General features: G+C 65.6%; 14 protein-coding genes and 2 pseudogenes. 4 read left to right on the forward strand and 12 right to left on the reverse strand.

Annotated elements, in window-relative coordinates; all coding sequences use genetic code 11:
- Position 1: 1 nt before the first annotated feature.
- The gene (locus CU110_RS02990) at positions 2-976 is read right to left on the reverse strand and encodes a histone deacetylase (RefSeq protein WP_240499654.1); all 975 of its coding nucleotides are present in this window, start codon (positions 974-976) and stop codon (positions 2-4) included.
- Positions 960-2,729, reverse strand: a complete 1,770-nt coding sequence (locus CU110_RS02995; protein ID WP_127734507.1) for an alkaline phosphatase family protein — start codon at positions 2,727-2,729, stop codon at positions 960-962. Before CU110_RS02995 ends, CU110_RS02990 begins: the two co-directional genes overlap by 17 nt.
- A 25-nt stretch (positions 2,730-2,754) precedes the next feature.
- Between CU110_RS02995 and CU110_RS03000 the strand changes: the two genes are divergently transcribed.
- Together CU110_RS03000 and CU110_RS03005 are read left to right on the forward strand one after the other, a co-directional pair.
- Positions 2,755-3,258, forward strand: a complete 504-nt coding sequence (locus CU110_RS03000; RefSeq protein ID WP_127734509.1) for a molybdopterin-dependent oxidoreductase — start codon at positions 2,755-2,757, stop codon at positions 3,256-3,258.
- Between the two features lie 66 nt (positions 3,259-3,324).
- Entirely contained in the window at positions 3,325-4,719 is a 1,395-nt protein-coding gene (locus tag CU110_RS03005) for an ATP-binding protein (protein ID WP_127734511.1), read from the forward strand.
- On the opposite strand, the gene cra is transcribed toward CU110_RS03005, so the two are convergent.
- On the reverse strand, positions 4,673-5,665 hold the full coding sequence (cra, locus tag CU110_RS03010; protein WP_077378370.1) for a catabolite repressor/activator: 993 nt from the start codon (positions 5,663-5,665) through the stop codon (positions 4,673-4,675). The two genes, CU110_RS03005 and cra, sit on opposite strands and share 47 nt — an antisense overlap.
- 293 nt (positions 5,666-5,958) lie before the next feature.
- On the opposite strand from cra, the gene ptsP reads away from it, so the two are divergent.
- Both ptsP and CU110_RS03020 read left to right on the forward strand, forming a co-directional pair.
- The gene (gene ptsP / locus CU110_RS03015; protein ID WP_164850255.1) at positions 5,959-9,894 is read left to right on the forward strand and encodes a phosphoenolpyruvate--protein phosphotransferase; all 3,936 of its coding nucleotides are present in this window, start codon (positions 5,959-5,961) and stop codon (positions 9,892-9,894) included.
- Positions 9,891-11,606, forward strand: coding sequence for a PTS fructose-like transporter subunit IIB (locus CU110_RS03020; RefSeq protein WP_127736674.1), 1,716 nt, complete (start codon positions 9,891-9,893; stop codon positions 11,604-11,606). The genes ptsP and CU110_RS03020 overlap by 4 nt, the downstream gene beginning before the upstream one ends.
- A 564-nt stretch (positions 11,607-12,170) precedes the next feature.
- Here CU110_RS03020 and CU110_RS03025 read toward each other — a convergent pair.
- The 9 genes and pseudogenes from CU110_RS03025 to CU110_RS03060 form a co-directional block, all read right to left on the reverse strand.
- Positions 12,171-13,491 (reverse strand): annotated as a pseudogene (locus CU110_RS03025) (BCCT family transporter); the annotation flags it as partial.
- Between the two features lie 136 nt (positions 13,492-13,627).
- Positions 13,628-14,263, reverse strand: coding sequence for a Spy/CpxP family protein refolding chaperone (locus tag CU110_RS03030; protein ID WP_164850256.1), 636 nt, complete (start codon positions 14,261-14,263; stop codon positions 13,628-13,630).
- Positions 14,196-14,669, reverse strand: coding sequence for a hypothetical protein (locus CU110_RS15680; RefSeq protein ID WP_164850257.1), 474 nt, complete (start codon positions 14,667-14,669; stop codon positions 14,196-14,198). The genes CU110_RS03030 and CU110_RS15680 overlap by 68 nt, the downstream gene beginning before the upstream one ends.
- Before the next feature lie 113 nt (positions 14,670-14,782).
- Positions 14,783-15,148: a hypothetical protein gene (locus CU110_RS03040; protein ID WP_127734516.1), complete on the reverse strand. Its 366-nt coding sequence runs from the start codon at positions 15,146-15,148 to the stop codon at positions 14,783-14,785.
- A gap of 200 nt (positions 15,149-15,348) precedes the next feature.
- Positions 15,349-16,092, reverse strand: a complete 744-nt coding sequence (locus CU110_RS03045; RefSeq protein WP_084207931.1) for a response regulator — start codon at positions 16,090-16,092, stop codon at positions 15,349-15,351.
- 35 nt (positions 16,093-16,127) lie between these two features.
- Positions 16,128-16,478, reverse strand: a complete 351-nt coding sequence (locus CU110_RS17835) for an ATP-binding protein (protein ID WP_346427155.1) — start codon at positions 16,476-16,478, stop codon at positions 16,128-16,130.
- A 52-nt stretch (positions 16,479-16,530) separates the two neighbouring features.
- Positions 16,531-17,367: pseudogene (locus tag CU110_RS03050) on the reverse strand (HAMP domain-containing protein); the annotation flags it as partial.
- A complete protein-coding gene (locus CU110_RS03055; RefSeq protein WP_084207932.1) occupies positions 17,364-20,489 on the reverse strand; it encodes an efflux RND transporter permease subunit in 3,126 nt (1,041 codons plus the stop codon). The pseudogene CU110_RS03050 and the gene CU110_RS03055, both read right to left, overlap by 4 nt.
- Before the next feature lie 72 nt (positions 20,490-20,561).
- A complete protein-coding gene (locus CU110_RS03060; RefSeq protein WP_127734518.1) occupies positions 20,562-21,875 on the reverse strand; it encodes an efflux RND transporter periplasmic adaptor subunit in 1,314 nt (437 codons plus the stop codon).
- Positions 21,876-21,885 lie beyond the last annotated feature (10 nt).

The raw sequence follows: 21,885 nt of genomic DNA on the forward strand, positions 1-21,885 counted from the left end.
CTCAGTCCGGCGGCCCGAACAGGGCAGGCTGACCATGTGCCTCACGCCAGACATCCAGCGCTGCCCGGTGCAGCTGACTGTGTCGCCACGCCAGCGCCTCGATATCACGGTCATAGCCGCCGCCGATCACGCAGGCCACGGCCGCGCCCGCCGCGCGACAGCGCCGGATGACATGCCGCTCGCGCCGGTAGAGGCCGCGGTCGCTCAGTTCGAGATGGCCGAGCCTGTCGGCGGCGTGCGGGTCGACCCCGGCATCGAAGATCACGAGTTCCGGCTGCACCCGCGTCAGCACCGCCTCCAGCGTGCGCTCCAGCACCGCCAGATAGTCCTCATCGCCCATGCCTTTCGGCAGGGGCACGTCCAGATCACTCTTCTGCTTGCGGGCCGGGAAGTTGCTCTCGGCATGCAGCGAGAGCGTGAAGACCCGTGGCTCGTCAGCGAAGATCAACGCGGTGCCATCGCCCTGATGGACGTCGAGATCGACGATCAGCACCCGCGTCACGCCATCTTCCAGTGCCTGATGCGCCGCCACGCCGATGTCGTTGAGCAGACAATATCCGCTGGCCGCCTCGGGATGGGCGTGATGGGTACCCCCGGCGGTATTGCAGGCCAGGCCGCGCGTGAGGGCTTCGCGCACGGTGGTCAGCGTGCCGCCCACCGCCAGCACGCTGCGCTCGCGCAGGGCCTCGCTCCACACGAAACCGCTGCGACGCTGGGCCTGATGACTCAAGGTGCCACTGAGAAATTCATGCACGTAGCGGCGGGTGTGCACGCTGAGCAGGTCTTCCTCCTCGGCGGGCTGGGGCATCACCCACTCGACGGCCCAGGCGCAGTCGGCCAACTGGCGGTCCAGCAGCCGTTTGAGCACGCTGAACTTGTCCATCGGGAACGGATGCTTCTCGGGCAGCGCGATGCGATAGCCGGGGTGATGGATCAGCGCCAGTGGCGGGCAGGCAGCCTCAGCGACGTGGGACAAAGTGCACCTCCCGGCCCTCGGTGGTCAGCTGACGAATGGCGATGGGGCGGCCCTTTGCATCGAGATCCACCAGTCCGATACCGCAGGCATTCAGCAGGCGTTCGCCGTGACTTGCGGCATCGTGACGACGTGGCGTGATGCGCATGTTGCGACGCCGTGTCAGCAGGTTGAGCGGTGAGCGTGGGGCGTACAGCCAGCGATTGAGGCGATCCAGCACGTCAAGCAATCCCACCGGGAAGCGGTTGCGGATGCCGCTGCTGGTGATCTGCCAGATGTGCGGGCTGGAGCGGCGGTGCCTGAGGCGCACATCGTAGGCGAAGGAGTAGTGCACATCGCCGGACAGAATCACGAAATGCTGCGGCGTGCGCGAATGGCGGAAGATGTTGAGCATCACGCTGGCGGCGCCCTGGTGGGCCATCCAGTTCTCGGCGTCCACCATCAGCGGCTTGCCGGCGAAGGTGAACAGCTTCTGGATCGTCTCGATCAGCTTGACCCCGAACACGGGAGCCGGAGACACCAGTACCACCGCGCGCTGCTCCACCAGACGTTGCTGGAGTTCACACAGCGCCTCCCAGTCCATCAGACCCGAAGGGTGCGACAGCTTGCGCTCACTGCGCCAGCGGCGAGTGCGGGTGTCCGCCACGATCAGGGCCGGCGTGGTCTCGAGCTGATAGTCCCAGCGCTCGCAGCGCTCGAGCCGGGCGATCAACGCCTCCTGACGCTCGACGTCGAAATGGCCCTCCGGCGCGGTCTCGGTGTCGGCATGCGCATCGGTGAACAGCTCGCTGGCCTGCTCCAGCAGCTCACCGAGCGCCCGAGGTGCGTTGCCCGCGCCCTGACACAGCAGGTAGCCGGTCAGCGCATTGCCGATGATGCGCCGCGAGAAGGGATTGCCGTAGGCGGCTTTTTCCCAGGCGGCACTCAGATTCCAGTCATCGGTGACGTCGTGGTCATCGAAGATCATCAGGCTGGAGACGTTGGCCAGCAGGCGGCGCACCTGACCGAGCCCAGCGCGGAAACGTGCCAGATGGCGTGCCTCGCGGGCATGGCGCTCGCGGGTGGCCTCGTCATGGCCTTCGAGCGCTGACGGGTCTTCCAGTTCGACCCCGAGGGCCGCCCACGGCACGTCGGACCACACCAGCAGGTACATGGCGACGACTTCCGACAGGCCGATCAGGTGATTGTCAGCCCCGGTGGAGGTGAAGATGGGCTTGCGCTTGGCGCCGAAGAAACTGGCGGCCAGTCCCTCATTGGCTGGCATGTCCGGTAGCAGCTGCGGGCGATGATAGAGGTGCGACGGGTGCTGGCGCAGTTCGCGGCTGTCGGAGACCTCGGCGCCCAGCAAGGTCTCTTCCGGCAGTCCCAGGCGCTCGATCACCTGATCGATGGCCCCCAGCATGGGGCCGGCGACGTCATCGGCGTAGATCTGATCGCCCGTGAACAGCATCACTTCCGGCCATTCCAGCGGTGTGGTGCGCCGCTCACTCAGCCAGTGATCCAGTGCGACCAGACCGTCGCCGGCCGGGCCTTCAGGCTCCTTGTCACTCAGGCCGTGATGCGGCTTGCGGCAGCTGCCATGCGCGATGCGGGTCAGCTTCGCCGGCAGACGGAAACGTGGCAGAGGCTCGCCGGGGTAGCAGATCTCTGGGCCCCACTCGGCGATGCCATGCCAGTCGCGCTCGCTCAGTGCCAGCTCGTAGGCGATGGCGCAATCGGCGGGCAGGGGAGACTCGGCATGGGCCTCCAGCAGCATCAGCCAGGCATGGGTGCCCAGAGGGATGGCCAGATGCTCCGTCAGTCGAAGGGAGGCTCACCCGCTCAAGGCCAACGAATGCCTGCCTGCGCCCAAGGGCAAGGTCGTGCTGACCATCAGCGGCGTGGTGACGTGTGGCAATGCCGGCAGTGAGGCGTCGCCATTGGCTCGCTTTGACATGCCGATGCTGGAGGCGCTGCCCTCGCGCGTGAATGCCACCCACACGCCATGGACCCAGGGAGTCGTCCGCTTCAGTGGGCCCTTGCTGCGCGAGCTGATCCAGCGGGTGGGGCAGGATGTCTCGACGGTGAGCGTGAAGGCCATCAATGACTTTTCCGCCGATATCCCGATGTCGGATATCACGCGATACGAGGTGTTGCTGGCGACGCGCCGCGATGGCGAGCCGATGCCGGTACGGGATTTCGGTCCCTTGTTCATCCTCTATCCCTTCGATGCCCATCCGGAACTGATGACGGAAGAGATTCGCTTCCGTAGCGTCTGGCAGGTCAACGGGCTGGTGCTGCGATGACCAAGGGCGAGGCTGCAGACGCTGAGCGACGAGATCAGTGACGTCACCCAGACGTTGCTGCTGCGGGTGAGAGCCCAGCTTGCCGAGGAGTCCACCCAGGAACGCCAGCAGCGCGATCGACTCGTGCATTGGATGCTGCTGCTGCTCGGGCTGATGGTACTGACGACCCTGCTGGTCAGTCGCCAGGTCTGGCTGCAGGCCCGTGCGCGGGAGCAGGCCCGCCAGCAGCTGCTGAGCCTGTCCACGGCCCTCAAGCATGAAGCCGAACGCGCCGAGCAGGCCAGCCGTGCCAAGTCCGAATTCCTCGCCACCATGAGTCATGAGATTCGCACGCCACTCAACGGTGTCATCGGCATGAGCGAGCTGCTGCTGGCCGAGCCGCTGGACAACAGCGCGCACCGGTATGCCACCAGCCTGCGTGACAGCGGGGAGGTGTTGATGGGGCTGGTGGATGACGTGCTGGACTTCTCGAAGATCGAGGCCGGCAAGTTGACCGTCGAGCGGCGACCCTTCGATCTCCAGCAGGCCGTCGATGGCGTCATCGATCTGTTGCTGCCGCAACTGGACAGTACCCGTGTGGCCTTCGTCGATCATCGCTCGGCCCAGCTGCCACGCTGGGTCATGGGAGACTCCGTTCGCCTGCGTCAGGTGCTGCTCAACCTGTTGTCGAACGCCTTCAAGTTCACCCGGCACGGCAGGATCACCCTGATGGTGCATCCGCTGCCGGCGGGGCGAGTCCGTTTCGAGGTCAATGACACCGGTATCGGCATCAGCGAGATGCAGGCCAAGCGTCTGTTCGAGCCCTTCACCCAGGGGGATGCCTCGATCGCGCGGCGCTTTGGCGGCACCGGACTGGGACTGGCCATCGCGCGCCGCCTGGTGGAGCTGATGGGGGGGCGTCTGGGCATGAACTCCCGCGAGGGCGAAGGCGCCTGTTTCTGGTGCGAGTTGCCGCTGCCGCTCGCCCCCATGAGCCAGCCGCAGACCGACTCCCACGCGCCTCTGCCGCTCAGCCGTGGAGAGAAGGTGCTGGTGGTGGATGACAACCACATCAATCGTGAAGTGGCGCGCGCCATGCTGTGCAGTCTCGGCTATGCGGTGACGGTGGTCGAGAGCGGTCAGGCGGCGCTGGACTGGTGTGCGGAAAACGACGATATCGTGCTGGTGTTGCTGGATCTGCGCATGCCGCGGATGGATGGCTTCGCCGTGGCGCGAGGCTTGAGGGCACTGGAGCGGCGCGACGGACGCACCGCCAGCTTGATCGTGGCGATGACCGCCAATGTGGAGGCCGGTGAACGGGCGCGCTGTCTCGCGGCCGGCATGAATGACTTCCTCTCCAAGCCGATGCGCCGTCACCAGGTCGCCACCATGCTGGCGCGCTGGCAGCTGCGGGACGGAGGCCTGGCTGGCTGGCCTAGCGGCGACGCAACTCGCGTTCCACCAGGGTCAGGCCCGGCGTGATATCGCTCTGGATGGCGGCGAGCGCCAGGGTGAGGGTGGTATCCGCGATGCGCTGGTGGCACTGGGGCAGCGAGTGGATCGGCAACGGCAGGAAGTCGAGCAGGCGATCATCGCCGAAGCTGGCCATCGCCCTGGGGGCGTTGACAGGCGGGCCCTTCGAGAACAGCACGTCCAGCACGCCGTCCATCAAGGTGTAGGAGGCGGTCACGATCGCCTCCGGCATGGGCGAGTGCGCGAGATATCCGCGCAGTGCCTCGGCACCGGCGGCGCGCTCATAGCGGGCGGCGTGCAGTGTCGTCGCCTCAAGCGGCGTCTGGCTCTGATGGGTCTCGAGCGCCGAGCGCATGCCCTGGGCACGTTCCCGCGATATCTCGAGTTCCGGCAAGGCATCCAGCCACAGCAGGTCTCGTGGTGAATGCTCAAGCACCGCACGGGTCAGCTGGCTGGCGGCATCGGCATTGTTGCTGACCACGCTGGCGAAGTGGCGCGTGTCCAGTGCGCGGTCCACCCCGATCACCGGGAAGCCATCCAGCGTCAGTTCGCGGTAGAAGGGATCATCCGGTGCCAGACAGCTGGCGGTGATCAAGGCATCGACCCTGCGAGCCTTGAGCATGCGGGCCAGTTCGCGCTCCGTGTCGGGGATGTCGTCGGAGCAGACGATGAACAGCTGATAGTCGCGCTCGCGGGCACCGCGTTCCAGCAGCTTGGCGAGGCGTGCGTAACTGGCGTTCTCCAGATCGGGCAGCATGAACCCCAGTGTCCGGCTTTCCCCACGGCGCAGGGCGGCTGCCTGGGCATCGATCCGGTAGTGATGGCGTTGCACCACCGCCATCACGCGCTCGACCGTCTGTGGGCTGATACGTCGTGCCTGTGCCTGCCCATTGACCACATAACTGGCGGTGGTACGTGAAACGCCTGCAAGACGCGCGATTTCTGCCAGGGTCATGCCACTGTCCTTGCTGGAAGAGGGAGAACGGGACCTGCGAGCTCCATGTGCGAGGAATGATGCTCACTTGTGGCCTGAGGTGCAAATCCTCACTGATGACGGTATCCCTCGACCGACCCCTCGCAACCCCGCACCACAGGCGGCTCTACGCCCAATGTCTAGTCACGAAAACCGCTCATCTGCATGGCATTCACTTGATCACGCGCAAGAAAACGGCCAGCATGAATCCCACGCCCGCGCCGCACGTCACACATCCAGGCCTCTTGCCAGAGAGGGGCCTCAAGGAGCCCGCCATGCTCAGCCTTGCTCATGAGGATGTCCTCCTCGCCGCCCACGCCAATGACTGGCGCGACGCCCTGAATCAGGCCGCTGATGCCCTGGTTGCCGGTGGGCGCGCCACGCCGGCCTATCGTGAAGGTCTGCTGGCTCGCGAAGCGCAGTCTTCCACCTACCTGGGGCAGGGCATCGCGATTCCCCATGGGACACCCGACAGTCGTGAGGCCGTGCTGGCCACCGGCGTGCGTGTCCTGCAATTCCCGCAGGGGGTGGAGTGGCACGATGGCAACCGTGTCTTTCTGGTGGTGACCATCGCGGCGCAGTCCGATGAGCACCTCGATATCCTGCGTTCCCTGACGCGCGTGCTGGACCGCGAAGGCGTCAGTGAGCGCCTGGCATCCGCGACGACCGCGGAGCAGATTCTCGCCGAGCTTGGCCGCGAGGTGATTCCGCCACGTCTGGATGCCGATACCGTGCTGTGTGGCTTCCCGGCACGCGACCGCGATGAGCTGGTGCTGGCAGGCGCGGCGCGATTGCGTCAGGCCGGTTGCGTCGGGGACGGCTTTCTCACCGCGATGCTCCAGACCGAGCCGAACGCTCTGGGCCAGGGCATCTGGCTGGTGCAGTCCCGACAGGACGTGAGCCAGCCGGCGCTGTCCGTGGTCACGCCCGAGAAGGCGCTGGATACCCGTCACGGGCGCATCAACGCCGTGGCCTGTCTGGCACTGGACGCTGATGGCGGGCAGCACCGCGTGTTGCTGGAGCGTCTGCTGACGCTGCTGGAAGATGGCGCAGGCGAGCGCCTGCCGGGGCTGTCCACCTCTGCTCTGCTGGCGCGGCTGCTGGGGGAGTCCTCCACGGCACAGCTGGCGAGCGTGACGCTGCTCAATGCACATGGCCTGCATGCCCGTCCCGCCAAGCAGCTGGTGCAGGCCGCGCGGGACGCCGGCGAGAGTTTCGGCATCATTCCCTCGCTGCGCCTCGAGCAGGGGGAAGGCGGTATCGTCAGTGCCGCCAGCCTCACCAAGGTGCTGGGGCTGGGAGCACGTCGTGGCCAGACGCTGGTCTTCAGTGCCAACGGCGAGGATGCCCGGGCCAATCAGGCCGCGCTGGATGCCATGGTCGCGGCGGTCAAGGCAGGACTTGGCGAGTCCGTGGAGCCGCTGATGGACCAGCGTCCCGAGGCCAGTGCGCCGGATGCCCAGCCGGCTTCCGACAAGGTGGCAGCCCCCGAGGCCGACAGTGTCGTGCCGGCGGTGGCGGCCTCGCCGGGCATGGCCATCGCGCCCTGCTGGGTGATGTATCAGCCGCGCTTTCTCTATGAGGCGCGCAGCGATGCGGGCGCCGAGCACGAGGCCCAGCGGCTGGCGAGCGGCATCCAGACGGCGCGTGAGCAGCTGCAGGAGCTGGTCAATCGGGCCGAAGGCGCCGAGATGGCCGAGATTCTCTCCATGCACGAAGAGATGCTCGGCGACCCGGAGCTGTTTGCCGCGGCGCGCGAGAGTCTCGAGGAAGGCCACAGCGCCGAGGCTGCCTGGTGGTCCGCCATCGACAGCGCCGCGCGAGCCCAGGAAAACCTCGCGGACCGTCTGCTGGCCGAGCGTGCCGCTGACCTGCGCGACGTCGGGCGCCGTGTGCTTGGCGTGCTCACCGACACGCCGCTGCCCAGCGCCCCCGAGACGCCGCATGTGCTGGTGACCGAGGATATCGGCCCGTCGGATGTGGCGCGTCTGGATACCTCCCGGGTGCGTGGACTGGTCACGGCCCTGGGCGGGGCCACCTCGCACAGCGCGATTCTGGCGCGTTCACTGGGCATTCCGGCGGTGGTCGGGGCTGGTCCGAGCGTGCTGGCGATCGCCGATGGCAGCGAGTTGATCGTCGATGGTGAGCGCGGGCGTGTCAGCGTGATGCCTTCCGCCAGTCGCCGCGCCCGGGCCGAAGAGGCGATCGCCGGCCATGAACAGCGTCAGGCCGCGGCCTGGGAAACCCGCATGGCGCCAGCCATCACCCGGGATGGCCATCAGGTCGAGGTGGTGGCCAACCTGGGCAATACCGCGCATGCCGGCGACGCCGTCGAGCGCGGTGCCGAAGGGGTCGGCCTGCTGCGGACCGAATTCGTGTTCATGGCCCATCCGCAGGCACCGGATCTCGCCACCCAGACCGCCCAGTACGGTGAGGCACTCGATGCGCTGGATGGCCGCCCGCTGGTGGCACGCACCCTGGATGTCGGCGGTGACAAGCCGCTGCCGTACTGGCCGCTGCCGCGAGAGGACAATCCCTTCCTCGGGCTGCGTGGCATCCGTCTGGCGCTGACGCGTCCGGAAGTGCTCGAGACTCAGGTCAGGGCACTGCTGATGGCGGCGGGCTCCCGCCCGATCCGCCTGATGTTCCCGATGGTCAAGGACCTTGCCGAACTGCGCGCTGCACGTGCCATCGTCGAGCGCGTACGCAGCGAGCTGGACGCCGCCCATGAAGCCGAGCACGGCCAGCCGCTGGTGCGTGACGTGCAGGTCGGCGTGATGATCGAGATTCCCTCGGCGGCGCTGACGGCCGCCAGCATCGCTCCCGAAGTCGATTTCTTCTCGGTGGGCACCAACGATCTCACCCAGTACACCCTGGCCATCGACCGCGGCCATGCCACGCTCTCCGCACAGGCCGATGGGCTGCATCCGGCAGTACTGCGTCTGATCGAGATGACGGTGGCGGCCGCGCATGCCCATGGTGCCTGGGTCGGCGTCTGCGGTGAGCTGGCCAGTGATGATCAGGCCGTGGGTGTGCTGGTCGGCCTGGGGGTGGATGAACTGTCCGTCTCCAGTCGCCAGATTCCGCTGGTCAAGGCGCGGGTGCGTGAGCTGGATCTGACCATGGCGCGCGAACAGGCACGCGTCGCCCTGGCGCAGCCGACGTCGGAAGACGTGCGCAGTGCGCTGGAGGCTGCTGACTGTCCCGTGCTGTGCGTGACGCTCAATCCTGCGCTGGATCTGAGCATCGGGCTGGACAGTCTGACGCTGGGAACGGTCAACCGTGCACGCAGTCATCATCTGGAAGCCGCGGGCAAGGGCATCAACGTGGCGCGCGTGCTGGCGACGCTGGGCCACCCGGTGACCTTGAGCGGCTTTCTGGGGGCCGACAATCAGGCCGATTTCACCGTGGCCTTTGCCGACTGGGGGCTGGTGGACGCCTTCGAGCGCGTGGCCGGTGCGACGCGCATCAACGTCAAGCTTGGCGAGGCCAGTGGCCGGGTCACCGACGTGAACGGTACCGGCATGCGGGTGGACGAGGACGCCCTGGCGCGCCTGGAAGCGCGCATCGATGACTGGATCGACCGCCAGCAGGCCGAGGGCAATCTGCCACGTTGTGCGGTGGTGATCGCCGGCAGTCTGCCGCCGGGGATCAGCCATGCCCAGCTGGCAGCACTGGTCAGTCGCGTGCGCGAACGCCATGTCGCCTGCTGGCTCGATACCAGCGGCGCCGCGCTGGAAGCGGGGCTGGCGGTGCCGCCCACGGCGGTGAAGCCCAATGAACAGGAGCTGGCGCTGTGGGCCGGGGAGCCGCTGGACAGTGATGCGGCCCGCGAGCGTGCGCTCAGGCGTCTGATCGATCACGGCATCGAGCAGGCGCTGATCTCCGCCGGGCCGGAAGGCGTGCTGTGGGCCAGCCCCGGCGCCGCCATGCTGCGCGCTCGGCCGCCGCGCATGCAGGTCGTCAGTACCGTCTGCGCCGGCGATACCCTGCTGGCCGCCATGCTGCATGGCGTGCTCTGTCAGCCCGATGCCTCACCCGAAGACCGCAAGCGGATTCTGCGCCATGCCACCGCACTCTCCGCCGAGGCCGTGACCCATCCCGGTCCCGGCAATCCGCTTGCCACCACACTCAAGACCCTCCAACAACACACCAGCATCGAGACATTGGCGTCTGCCGATGTCGAGACAGCCGGAGAGCCACGCCAATGAACGTCATCATCGTCACCGCCTGCCCGAGTGGCATGGCGACCACCTTCCTGGCGGCGCGCCGCCTGGAGCAGGCCGCGCGTCGTCGTGGCTGGAATCCGATCATCGACATGCGCTCGCGCATCGAACCCGAGATCACCCTCAGCGAGGCGCAGCTGGCGGAGGCGGAGCTGGTGCTGATCGCCGCATCGCCGCTGGCCAGCGTGGCGCTGGACGACTTTCTCGGCAAGCGGGTGCATCTGGCCCCCATCGAGGATGCGCTGCCGGACCCGCAGGCCTTTCTGGAGCTGGCCGACTCGCGTGCCCGGGTGCTGGAGCGCAAGGACATAGCGCCGTCCATCGTGGCGGTCACGGCCTGTCCCACCGGTGTGGCGCATACCTTCATGGCCGCCGAGGCACTGAGCGAGGCCGGGCGGACGCTGGGCTATCCGACCCGTGTCGAGACCCAGGGCTCGGTCGGTGCCCAGGATGCGCTGACCGAACAGGAGATCGCCGAGGCCGAGGTGGTGATTCTGGCCTGTGACATCGAGGTCGACCCGACCCGCTTCGCCGGCAAGCGCGTCTGGCGCACCTCCACCGGTACCGCGCTCAAGAAGCCGCGCGACACCATCGAACAGGCGCTGGAAGGTGCTGAGGTGGAATCCGCCACGGCCTCTGGCGGTCAGGGTGGCCAGCAGAAGGGCGAGAAGCGCGGCCCCTACAAGCACCTGCTGACCGGGGTGTCCTTCATGTTGCCGATGGTGGTGGCGGGCGGCTTGATGATCGCGCTGTCCTTCGTGTTCGGCATCAAGGCCTTCGAGGAGGAGGGCACGCTGGCGGCGGCGCTGATGCAGATCGGTGGTGGCTCGGCCTTCAAGCTGATGATTCCGGTACTGGCGGGCTACATCGCCTACTCGATCGCGGACCGTCCGGGGATCACGCCGGGCATGATCGGGGGCTGGCTGGCCGCGACACTGGATGCCGGGTTCCTGGGTGGCATCATCGCCGGCTTCCTCGCGGGGTACACGGCCTCGGGGCTCAGCCGCTACGTGAAGCTGCCGCAGTCCATCGAGTCGCTCAAGCCGATCCTGATCATCCCGCTGGTGGCGAGCATGGTCACCGGGCTGGTGATGATCTACGTGGTCGGCACGCCGGTGGCGGGGCTGATGACGGCGCTGACCGAGTTCCTCGAGTCCATGGGCTCGGCCAACGCGGTCCTGCTGGGCATTCTGCTCGGCGCGATGATGTGCTTTGACCTGGGTGGGCCGGTCAACAAGGCCGCCTATGCCTTCGGGGTCGGCCTGCTGGCCAGCGAGACCTACGCGCCGATGGCCGCGATCATGGCCGCGGGCATGGTGCCGGCGCTGGGCATGGGACTGGCAAGCTTCATCGCACGTTCCAAGTTCGCCGAACCGGAGCGTGAGGCCGGCAAGGCCAGCTTCATTCTCGGGCTGTGCTTCATCTCCGAGGGCGCGATTCCCTTTGCCGCCAAGGACCCGCTGCGCGTGATTCCCACCTGCATGGTCGGTGGCGCCGTGACCGGTGCCCTGTCGATGCTGGTGGGTGCCAAGCTGCTGGCGCCGCACGGTGGTCTGTTCGTACTGCTGATCCCCAATGCCATCAACGTGCCGCTGATGTATCTGGGCGCCATCGTCGCCGGCACCCTGGTGACCGCGATCAGCTATGCGATGATCAAGAAGGGCGCACAGCAGGTCGAGACCGTCGCCGCGACCTGACTTGCCGATCACGCCTGGCATCACCGGGGCTTCATTGACCGTATCGTTGCGCACGAAGGCCAGATGCTGCTGATAGGCGGTGACCACTTCATCGAGCACCTGAGCACGCGACAGGCCGTTGAGCTCCTGACCGCTGCCACCCTCGGAGAGGTGGACGGCCAGACGCAGGTAGTAGTCATCGTTGGCATCGATGAAGCTCGGCGTCTGGTGACGCACCGAACGCACCTGGTAGACGAAGTTGGAGGCATCCTCGAACTCGACTTCCAGTGTCACGCGCGGCAGCGGCTCGCCCTCTGCCGTCTCTTCACTGACGGAGGAGACCTGGCCGCGACGGTTGAGCTCTTCGGCCAGCTGATTGAGTGCCGGACGAATGGAGCGCTTCAGCGTTGCCTCGGCACTGCCGCTCTTGGCGAAGTCGAGCACGTGATCCAGACGCTCGTGCCAGTCGACCCCTTCATAGACGCAGCTGTTGTCCTGACGCACGTTCTCCTTGCGGTCCTCGATCATCAGCGCCTTGTACATGCCGATCATCATGAAGATCAGCACGATGGAGAAGGGCACGGCGGTGATCACCACGGCGCTCTGCAGCGCGCTCAGCCCCCCGACCATCAGCAGAGCCAGCGTCAGCAGGCCGATGATGGCGGACCAGAAGATGCGCAGCCAGATTGGTGCATCGTGGTTGACGTCCTTGAGGATGGACGTGAAGTTGGCCAGTACCAGCGCGCCGGAGTCGGCGGAGGTCACGAAGAACACGATCCCCAGAATCGCCACCACGGCGGTGGTGATGGTGGAGTACGGCAGCTGCTCCAGGAAGGTATAGATGGTGTCGGATGGTGCGGCCACGTGAGATGCGCGCGAGGAACAGGCCCACGAACGGGGTCCAGGCGATCCACCAGCCCCAGAAGAACAGGGTCCAGCCGCTCATCCATTCATCGGTACCCGGTGTGTAGGCATAGGTATCGAAGCTCTTGGCGGTGAACTGGGTCAGGTAGTCACCGATGTTGAGCACCAGCGCGTTGAGCAGCTGGGAGGTGTCGCTGACGGCCAGCACGAAGATCAGCAGGGCGGTGGCCAGCAGCATGTTGAATTCGGACAGCAGGCGGATGCCCTTCTCGACACCGGTGATGACGGAAATCGTCGCCAGAATCATCACGCCGATGATCAGTGCCGCTTGCACGGCGAGGTTCTCGGGCACGCCCAGCATGAACTTGAGACCGTAGTTCAGCTGGATGACGCCGATGCCCAGTGAGGTGGCGATCCCGAACACGGTGGAGATGATGGCGAAGATATCCACGGCGTTGCCGATCGGGCCATTGATGCGGTTGCCCAGCAGCGGATAGAAGGCCGAGCGGATGGCCAGCGGCAGGCGGTGGCGATAGCTGAAGTACGCAAGCGACATGCCGGCGAGCACATAGATGCCCCAGCCGGAGAGCCCCCAGTGGAAGAAGGTTTCCACCATGGCGTTGCGGATCGCCGCCTGGGTCTCGGGGTCCCCCGTGACCGGTGCCACATAGTGGGACAGCGGCTCGGCGATGCAGTAGAACAGGATGTCGATGCCGATACCGGCGGCGAACAGCATCGCGGCCCAGGACATCAGCGAGAATTCAGGACGCGAGTCGTCCGGTCCCAGGCGGATGCGCCCGAAGCGTGAGCAGGCGATCAGCACACCGAAGACCAGATAGGCCACGATGGCCAGCATGTAGAACCAGCCGAAGGTATCGATGGTCCAGCTCAGGGCATTGCCGATCCACTGGTCAGCCAGTTCGGTGAACAGCATCGCGAAGGCGAGGAACGCCACGATACCGATGATCGATCCGTAGAAGACCGTCGGATTGATGCGACTCGAGGTCGGCGCAGCGCTCTCGGAGGAAGCGGGTTTCTGCATGAGGAACTCCTGTCATGGGGAAGTTTCACTCGTGCGTAGTGCTTTGCTGACAGCCTGCGGCCAGTCAGGAAAGCACGACTCTCATCATCACGCCATGTAATGCTCAAGGCCTCGCAAAATTATTTTAATTGATTGTTCAATAAAAATATAACCCCCATTCGCCATGACGCATGCCATTGGCCATGAAGGCCTCCAGCGCGTCCAGCTGTTCGGCGGACAGGACATCAGCCAGTTTCTCGCGGCCTTCCTGACGCAGTTCCAGGCGCTGCTCCTTCATCTCCTTGCGCATTTCCTGACGGGCCGCGACACGCTCCTGTCTGGTGTCGGCGTCCTTCATGGCATCCTGCATGTCGTCGTGCATCTCTTTCATGCTGTCATGCATCTCGTCACGCATTTCCTTGCGGACTTCCTTGAGCGCCTGCATCTGATCATCGCTCAGATTCCAGCTTGCCAGCAGGGCCTTCATGCCTTCGCGCTGCTGACGCTCCGCCATCTTCGGGCCGCGCTTGTCGCGCTGGTGCATCATGTCCAGCACCTTGATCTGGTCATCGTTGAGCACCTTGGCGAGGCGCTCGTGCTGCGTCTCGCGCAGTTCCTTGAAGGCGGCCTTGCGCGCTTCACGCGAGTCGAAGTCGGTCTCCTTGAGCGACTTCATGTCGTCGCGCATGGCGTCGAAGGAATCCTTGAGGGACGCACGCTGGTCCTCATCCAGGTTCCAGCTGTCGAACAGGGCGCCCATCAATGCCATGCGCTGATCGCCATCGCGTCCCATGTGCTTGCCGCCGCTTGGCATCATGCTTGCCGTGCATCGGCTTGCCTGCGGCCCAGTAGGCTTCAAGCACCTTGACCTGGTTGTCGTCGAGAATCTCGGCGAGGGCCGCCTTGTGCTGGTCACGCTGGGCCTTGATGGCATCACGACGTGCTTCGCGAGAGTCGAAGGTCTGTTCCTTGAGCTGCTTGCGGCTTTCCATCTGCTGCTGCTTCAGCGTTTCGAGCTTCTGTTTCTGGGCATCGCTGAGGTGCCAGCTGGCGAGAATCTTGTCCAGGCCTGCCTGGCGGCCGGCGGCACCGTCGTGCTGTTCCTGTTGCTTGACGCCGCTGGCGGCCATGGCGGTCATCGGCAGTGCCAGGGCGGTCAGCAGACCGGAAACGATGAGCTTGCGAGAAATGCGGTTCATGGCGTACTCCGTATGTCGAGATAAAGAACTGCGTTCATGCGATATAGCGAGTATCGGCGGCGAATGTGCCGGGATTGTGCAAGTACTCGCGGGTAAGTGTGCAATGTGTCATGTCAGGATCTGCAACGGGCCTTGTCGGGGTAGTGGCGATCGAAGTGCTGATGAAAACGGCTTGTCTGCTCGGCGTTCAGGATTCTGTCGACCTTGGCCAGATAGTCCTGACGGGCCTTGGCCAGCGCCTTTGCATCGTGGTGGCTCTCGGCCGCCTGACGCTGTTGGCGGTAGTGACGATATTGCGTGTCGAGGGTGTCGCGCTGACTGACGTTCAGGCTGATGCCATCCAGCAATACGCTCAGGGAGACATCGGCGGCGCTGGCACTGCTCACGGTCAGCGGTGACACCATCAGCATGACGCTCAGCATGCCGGCACTGATCAGACGAGTGCGAGGACGCGCACGCTTGGCAGGACGGTGGGACATGGCGAATACCTCACTTGTGGCGTGAGCCCGAGCCTATGCGGCAGTCGATGTCGCGTACTCAGGCAGTGATGACAGTATCCGTCGCAGTTGGACAGCAAGTTAGCACCGCGGGTGCAACAAAAACGCAACCGCCGTCTGTGGTCACAGACGGCGGCTGTCATGTTGCTGAAAGGTTCGCGGGCCTGGGGAGAGGCGGGGAGTCAGTCCAGCACGTCAGGCTCGAACTTGTAGCCGACGCCATAGATGGAGCGGATCACGTCGCGCTCCGGCCAGGCACTGGCGATCTTGCGGCGCAGCTTCTTGACGTGGGAATCCACGGTGCGCTCCGAGACGATGCGGTGATCCCGGTACATGTGGTCCATCAGCTGATCACGGGAGAAGATGCGCCCCGGTGATTGCATCATCACCTTGAGCAGCTGGAACTCGACGGCGGTCAGCCCCAGGTCATGGCCATCCGCCAGGGCCTGCCAGCCTTCTTCGTTGAGCGTCAGCTGGCCCTTGGCGGAGCTTTGCGAGAGCGTCTGGTCGAGTGCCTGGCTGCGACGCAGCACGGCCTTGATGCGGGCGACCACCTCGCGCGGGCTGAAGGGTTTGCAGATGTAGTCATCGGCGCCCAGCTCCAGCCCCAGCAGGCGATCCACTTCCTCGACGCGGGCGGTCAGCATCACGATGGGCAGCAGGGCGTCTTCAGCGCGCAGCTGACGGCACAGGGTGAGGCCATCGGTGCCCGGCAGCATCAGGTCGAGCAGGACCAGTGCCGGTCTCTCGTCATTGACCGCGGCGATGACGGCATTGCCATCATCCACGTGGCGGGTGCGATAACCGCTGCCATTCAGATAATCGCACAGCAGGCTGGCGATCTTGGGCTCATCCTCGACCACCAGAATCAGTGGCTTGCGAGATTGTGCCTGGTCATCGGAGTGGTCGGCGTGAATGTCGCTCATGGTCAAGAGTCCTTGCGGATGAAAAAGAGTCAGTCTCAAGTAGACAACAGCGGCAGGCGAATGTCCCATCGCAGCCCGCCCAGTGTGGAGTGCCCCGGCACCAGCTCGCCTTCATGGGCACTCACTAGCGCGCTGGCGATGGCCAGCCCCAGCCCGCTGCCACCGCTTGAGCGATTGCGCGAGTTCTCGACGCGATACAGTCGCTCTGTGAGGTGGGCAAGCTCGGCGTCCGGCACGCCGGGGCTGGAATCCTCCCAGCGCACGATCGCCCAGCCGGGGTGGCCGGCTCCCTGGGCGGGGCTGGCGGCTTCGTGCAGCAGACTGACCTTGAGCCTGCCCGGTGCATCGGTATAGGCGCTCGCGCCAGGCTTCCAGCGTACCGGCATCGCTCTGTGCCAGCAGGCGCAGGTCCGCCACCAGGCGATTGAGGGCGTCCACCTCCTGGGCCAGCGAGCCGAGGCTTGAATGGCTCATCGGGCGGAAGCCATCCTGCATGGCTTCAATCTCGCCCTTGAGCACCGCCAGGGGAGTCCGCAACTCGTGGGAGATGTCGCTGACCCAGCGCTGGCGGGAATCGCGATTGCTCTCCAGTGTCGCCGCCAGGGCATTGAAGTCCTCGGCCAGCCGCGACAGCTCATCCTGCCCGCGGACCGGCAGACGGGTGGCATAGTCGCCACTCGACAGGCGATTGGCACCAGAGGCCAGGTCACGGACGCGGTGCCCCAGCCACCAGGCGATCCCGGCGGCCGCCAGCAGCGAGGCGAAGGCGGATGAGAGCATGATGATGGCCAGATCGCGCGACTGACGTTCCAGATACTGGTCCTTGCCGCGCTTCAGCATCTCGCTTACCGGCAGATAGCCGAGTTCTCCGATCTTGCTGCCATCAAGCATCAGGTCCTTGAACTGCATGCCGGGAATGGGGCGCGGTGCCCCATTGAGACGCTGGCCATCGGCATCACGCAGCATGTAATCCTGTGGGCGCGTCATGTTGGGCCCCAGCAGCATCGGCGGGCGGGAGTGCACGATACGCCCCCAGTTGCGCCGACTCTTGAGCCATTGCCAACTGCCCTCGGCGGCATAGGCGCTGATCAGGTCCGTCGAGATCATCTCGACGCGCTCCTGCTGGGTCTGCTGCAGGTACTCGGCGAAGCCCTTGTCCATGCTCTTGGAAATGAACAGGTAGATGCTGCCGCCGATCACGACATTGGTCAGCAGCAGGATCACGAACAGGCGGACCGAAAGTCTCGAGCGCAGGGCGGTCACGGGTTGGATCATGACGCACGTTCCTCCTGAGACGGGGTGCGGGGCGGCAGTCCCAGCAGGCGACGCAGGCTGTGCTGCAGGTCTTCCAGCAGCAGATAGAGCGACGGCACCAGGATCAGCAGGATGACCGTCGCGAACAGGATGCCGAAGCCGATGGAAACGGCCATCGGGATCATGAAGCGAGCCTGGCGCGAGGTCTCGAAGATCATCGGCGCGAGACCGAAGAAGGTGGTCAGCGTGGTCAACAGGATCGGGCGCAGACGTCGCGTGGCGGCCATGATGATCGCCTCACGCGCACTGGCTCCGGCCAGCCGCTGGCGGTTGGCATAGTCGATGAGGACCAGCGCATCGTTGATGACGATGCCCGACAGCGCCAGCATGCCCATCAGGCTGATCACCGATAGCCCGTAGCCCATCAGTTGATGGCCGATCACCGCGCCGATCAGGCCGAAGGGGATCGCCGTCATCACCAGCAGCGGCTGCAGATAGCTTCTGAAGGGCAGGGCCAGCAGCAGATAGAGCGCCGCCAGGGTCAGCAGCAATGAGACCTGCAGGGACCCCAGATTGTCGGCGGTCTCCTCCTGACGCCCGCCATAGCCGATGCTCAGAGTTGGATACTGACTCTTCAGCTCGGGATAGACATCGCTTTCCAGACTGGTGATCACCTGACTGACCGCATCGGACGGCGTGACGTTGGCGGTGACCTCGATCACGCGGCGACCATCGATGCGCAGGATGCTGGAGGCAGCGCGCCCCTGTTGGATGTCGGCTACCAGTCCCAGCGGCACGCTGACGCCGTCGGCCGTCTGCACGCCGAAATTCTCCAGCTGGGCCAGACTCGCGCGCTGGGCTTCGGGCAACAGCACCTTGACCTCGACCTCATTGCGACCCTGCTGCTGCTTGAGTGCCGTGGCGCCGGACAGCGGTCCGCGCAGCTGGTTGGCCAGCGTCGCGCCGTCCAGTCCCAGCGAGCGTCCATAGGCATTGAGCTGCAGATAGAGCTCGCGCTTGCCGTCATCCAGGCCGCTGTCGATATCCGACAGCGAGCTGTAATCCTCAAGCGAGGTCGCCAGGGTCGCGGCGGCCGCCATCAGCGCGGCACTGTCGGAGGATGACAGTCGAATGGTGAGGCCCGCGCCGCGTCCCGGCCCGCCGATATCGGACTCGAACAGCAGCGATTCGGTATTGGCGATGGTGCCTGCTTCCTCGCGCCAGGCCTTGATCAGCTGCGAGGGCGACCAGTTGTTCTCCACCGTGGTGTCCAGATTGGCGATGATGCTCAGCGAGTTGCCTTCTATCTCGGCGCTGGTGGAAAAGACCGCCAGGTCGGCTTCGCGCTCGCGCACGCGGTCCAGCGCCGCCAGCAGCAGGGTGCGCACTTCGCGGTCCTGGCTGATCGGGCTGCCCACCGGCAGATTGGCGGTGACGCCGGCACGGTTGGATTCCACGCGTGGCATCAGCGAGAAGCCGAGACGGCCACTGGCCATCCAGGCCATCGCCAGCACCAGCAGCGCCAGGCCACAGATGGCGGTCAGGCCACGGTAGTTCAGACATCCCTCGAGGAAGGGCTGGAAGCGCTGACGCGTGAAGCGCTCAAGTCCGTGCTGGACGCCGTGACGCACGCGGTCCAGCGGTGCCAGCCAGCGAATCGGCTTTTCGCTGGTGTGTCCCAGGTGCGCGGGCAGGATGAAGATCGCCTCGATCCAGCTCAGCGCGAAGATGCTGATCACCACCAGCGGGATGATGCCGAATACCAGCCCGAGGAAGCCGGGCAGGAACAGCAGCGGAATGAAGGCCACGATGTTGGACAGGATCGAGAACGCCAGTGGCACCGCGATCTCGCGTGCGCCGAGGATGGCGGCTTCGCGCATGCTGGCGCCGCGCTCGCGATGCGAGTGGATGTTCTCGCCGACGATGATGGCGTCATCCACCACGATGCCCAGCGCGATGATGAAGGCGAACATCGAGATCATGTTGATGGACACGCCGACCAGCGGCAGGAACAGCATCGCGCCCAGGAAGGCCGTGGGGATGCCCAGGGTGACCCAGAAGGCGAGGCGCGCCTCCAGGAACAGGCCCAGCAGCACCAGTACCAGCACCAGCCCCATCCAGGCGTTCTTGAGCAACAGTTCCAGACGGTCCTGATAGACCAGCGAATCATCGTCCTCGACACTCAGCGTCAGGCCGCGCGGCAGGCTGGCGGACAGCTCCGGCAGCATCGCCATGGTCGCGGCGGACAGCTCGTTGGGTGTCTGGGAGCCGACCTGATAGATGTCCAGGCCGATCGCCGGCTCACCGTCATAGAGCACTTCCTTGTCACTGTCGGCGAAACCGTCGGTGACGGTGGCGATATCGCCCAGGCGGATGACATTGCCTTCCTGACTGGAGATCACCGGCAGCTGCGCGAACTCGGCGGCACCGTCGCGCCGCGCCTCGTAGCGCACCAGGTACTCGCCCTGCTGGGTGTCCAGGCTGCCGCCGGCCAGGTTGAGCGCCTGATTGCCGATCAGGCTGGCCACATCCTGATGCGAGAGGCCGTAACGGCGCAGCGCTCCTTCCTCCAGTGACACGTGCACTTCCCGGTCACGGATGCCGGTCAGCTCCACCTTGGTGATGTCGTTGCTGTCCAGCAGGCTCAGGCGCAGACGCTCGGCGACGTTGCGCAGGGTCTGGTCATCCGTCTGGCCGTGCAGCTTGAGTTCCATCACGCTGCGCGAGCGACCTGCCAGCGAGTAGACGGGCGGGTCGGACTCATCGGGCAGGGTAGTGATGCTGTCGATGGCCTGCTGGATGTCCTGGTAGGCGCGCATGGTCTCGACGCCATCCTGAAGCTCGATGGACAGTGAGCCGAGGCCTTCCTCGGCCGTGGCGGTGATCTCCTCGATCCCCTCCACGTCCTGCACCGCGGATTCCATGGCCTGCAACAGACTCTCGGACACTTCATCGGGGGTCGCGCCGGAATAGCTGACGCTGACGTTGATGATCTCGAGCTCGAAGGAGGGGAAGACCTCCTTCTTGATCTGGCTGGACATCAGCAGACCGCCGAGAATCAGACACAACATCAGCAGGTTGGCGGCGACACCATGATCATGCATCCAGCGGATGGGGCCCTTGAGGCGCGACGGTGCCGTCATGAGTCACTTCCGGTGGTCGTGGCGCGCTTGTCGGCAACCGGGGCGTTCTTGTCACCAGTCGCGGTGTCCTGCTCAACTGTCGCGGTGCTTCCGCGGTTTGTCCGCCGTCGTCTTGTCGTCAGCCGCCTTGTTATCAGGGGTCCTGGTGGTCGGCGTCGGCGCATCACCGCGGGCACGCAGCGCCATGCCGGCCTCGACATTGCTCAAGGCACTCACGATGACCCGCTCGCCATCGCTCAAGCCTCCGGCGATCAGCAGGGTGTCGTTGCCCAGATGGCGCACGCCCACCGCACGTTTCTCCAGATAGCCATCCTCCGTCAGCACCCAGACCTGCTGGCCGCTGCGCAGGGCGCTGACCGGCAGCTCGATCAGCGATGCGGTGCGCTGAGGTGTCAGAGTCGCTTCCACCACATCGCCCAGGCGCAGGGCCGGCGTGCTGGCGCGCGCCTCCTCGGAGACGTCGAGCGCCAATGGGTCTTCCACTGCCACCATCACCTGGGTCAGCAGGCCGTTGTCCTCCAGGGACGGCAGGACGCTCCACACTTCGCCGCGCCGATGCTGGCCCTCCGGCCATGCCTTGCTGGACAGCAGGACCGGCGTGCCCTGACCGTCACGGGCATGGGTCGAGAGCCATTCCATGTCGGCCTGCGGGAGATTGAGACGCACCCAGAAGCGGTCGGTGGCCACCAGCGTCAGCAGGTCGGTGAAGGCGTTGAGGTCACTGCCTTCGCCGACCAGACGCTCGCTGATCAGGCCGTCATAGGGCGCGCGGATTTCGGTACGTTCCAGATTGAGTCTGGCCTGGTCGCGGCTGGCGCGGGCACTGTCCACCGCGGCCTGAGCCGACTTGAGCTGAGGCTCGCGCAGCACCAGCGCTTTCTGCGCCGCCGGCAGGTTGCGACCGAAGGTCTTGTATTCCGAGGCCGCGCGGATCTGCTCGCCCTTTTCCGAGGCGAGGCTGGCTTCTGCCGCGGCGAGATCCGCCTCGGCCTGACGCAGTGCCAGCTGGTAATCCAGCTGGTCGAGGCTCGCCAGCAGCTGGTTCGCGCGGACTTCACGGCCCGCCTCGATGCCCTCGGGGAAGGGGGCCAGCTGACCGCTGACCCGGGTGGATACGGTCGTCTGACGATCGGCGATCACGCGGCCGTAGCCTTCCAGTGTCGGTGCACTGGCCGTATGGCTGACCGTCACCACTTCCACGCTGGGAACCGGGGCGTCACTGGGCGCACGCTTGGGGGCGCCGGGGCGGTGGGTCATCCACCAGGCCGCCAGCGCTATCGCCAGCGCGAGAATGATCAGCGCCAGCAGGCGCATCCAGATCAGAGCGGCGGGAGGAGACGTAGGATCATGGGCCAGAATGGCGGACGAAAGGGTGGATGATCGCATGATGTCATGC

The organism is Cobetia sp. ICG0124, assembly GCF_004006355.1.
In the GTDB taxonomy this organism is placed as follows: Bacteria; Pseudomonadota; Gammaproteobacteria; order Pseudomonadales; family Halomonadaceae; genus Cobetia; species Cobetia marina.

What these genes read in the sequence shown, in the direction of transcription:
- CU110_RS03055 (WP_084207932.1), bottom strand. Translation starts at nt 20,489, where the DNA reads ATGACGGCACCGTCGCGCCTCAAGGGCCCCATCCGCTGGATGCATGAT.
- CU110_RS02995 (WP_127734507.1), bottom strand. Translation starts at nt 2,729, where the DNA reads ATGCTGCTGGAGGCCCATGCCGAGTCTCCCCTGCCCGCCGATTGCGCC.
- CU110_RS03000 (WP_127734509.1), top strand. Translation starts at nt 2,755, where the DNA reads ATGGCCAGATGCTCCGTCAGTCGAAGGGAGGCTCACCCGCTCAAGGCC.
- cra (WP_077378370.1), bottom strand. Translation starts at nt 5,665, where the DNA reads ATGACCCTGGCAGAAATCGCGCGTCTTGCAGGCGTTTCACGTACCACC.
- CU110_RS03040 (WP_127734516.1), bottom strand. Translation starts at nt 15,148, where the DNA reads ATGTCCCACCGTCCTGCCAAGCGTGCGCGTCCTCGCACTCGTCTGATC.
- CU110_RS03045 (WP_084207931.1), bottom strand. Translation starts at nt 16,092, where the DNA reads ATGAGCGACATTCACGCCGACCACTCCGATGACCAGGCACAATCTCGC.
- ptsP (WP_164850255.1), top strand. Translation starts at nt 5,959, where the DNA reads ATGCTCAGCCTTGCTCATGAGGATGTCCTCCTCGCCGCCCACGCCAAT.
- CU110_RS15680 (WP_164850257.1), bottom strand. Translation starts at nt 14,669, where the DNA reads ATGAACCGCATTTCTCGCAAGCTCATCGTTTCCGGTCTGCTGACCGCC.
- CU110_RS03060 (WP_127734518.1), bottom strand. Translation starts at nt 21,875, where the DNA reads ATGCGATCATCCACCCTTTCGTCCGCCATTCTGGCCCATGATCCTACG.
- CU110_RS17835 (WP_346427155.1), bottom strand. Translation starts at nt 16,478, where the DNA reads ATGCCGGTACGCTGGAAGCCTGGCGCGAGCGCCTATACCGATGCACCG.
- CU110_RS03030 (WP_164850256.1), bottom strand. Translation starts at nt 14,263, where the DNA reads ATGGGACGCGATGGCGATCAGCGCATGGCATTGATGGGCGCCCTGTTC.
- CU110_RS03020 (WP_127736674.1), top strand. Translation starts at nt 9,891, where the DNA reads ATGAACGTCATCATCGTCACCGCCTGCCCGAGTGGCATGGCGACCACC.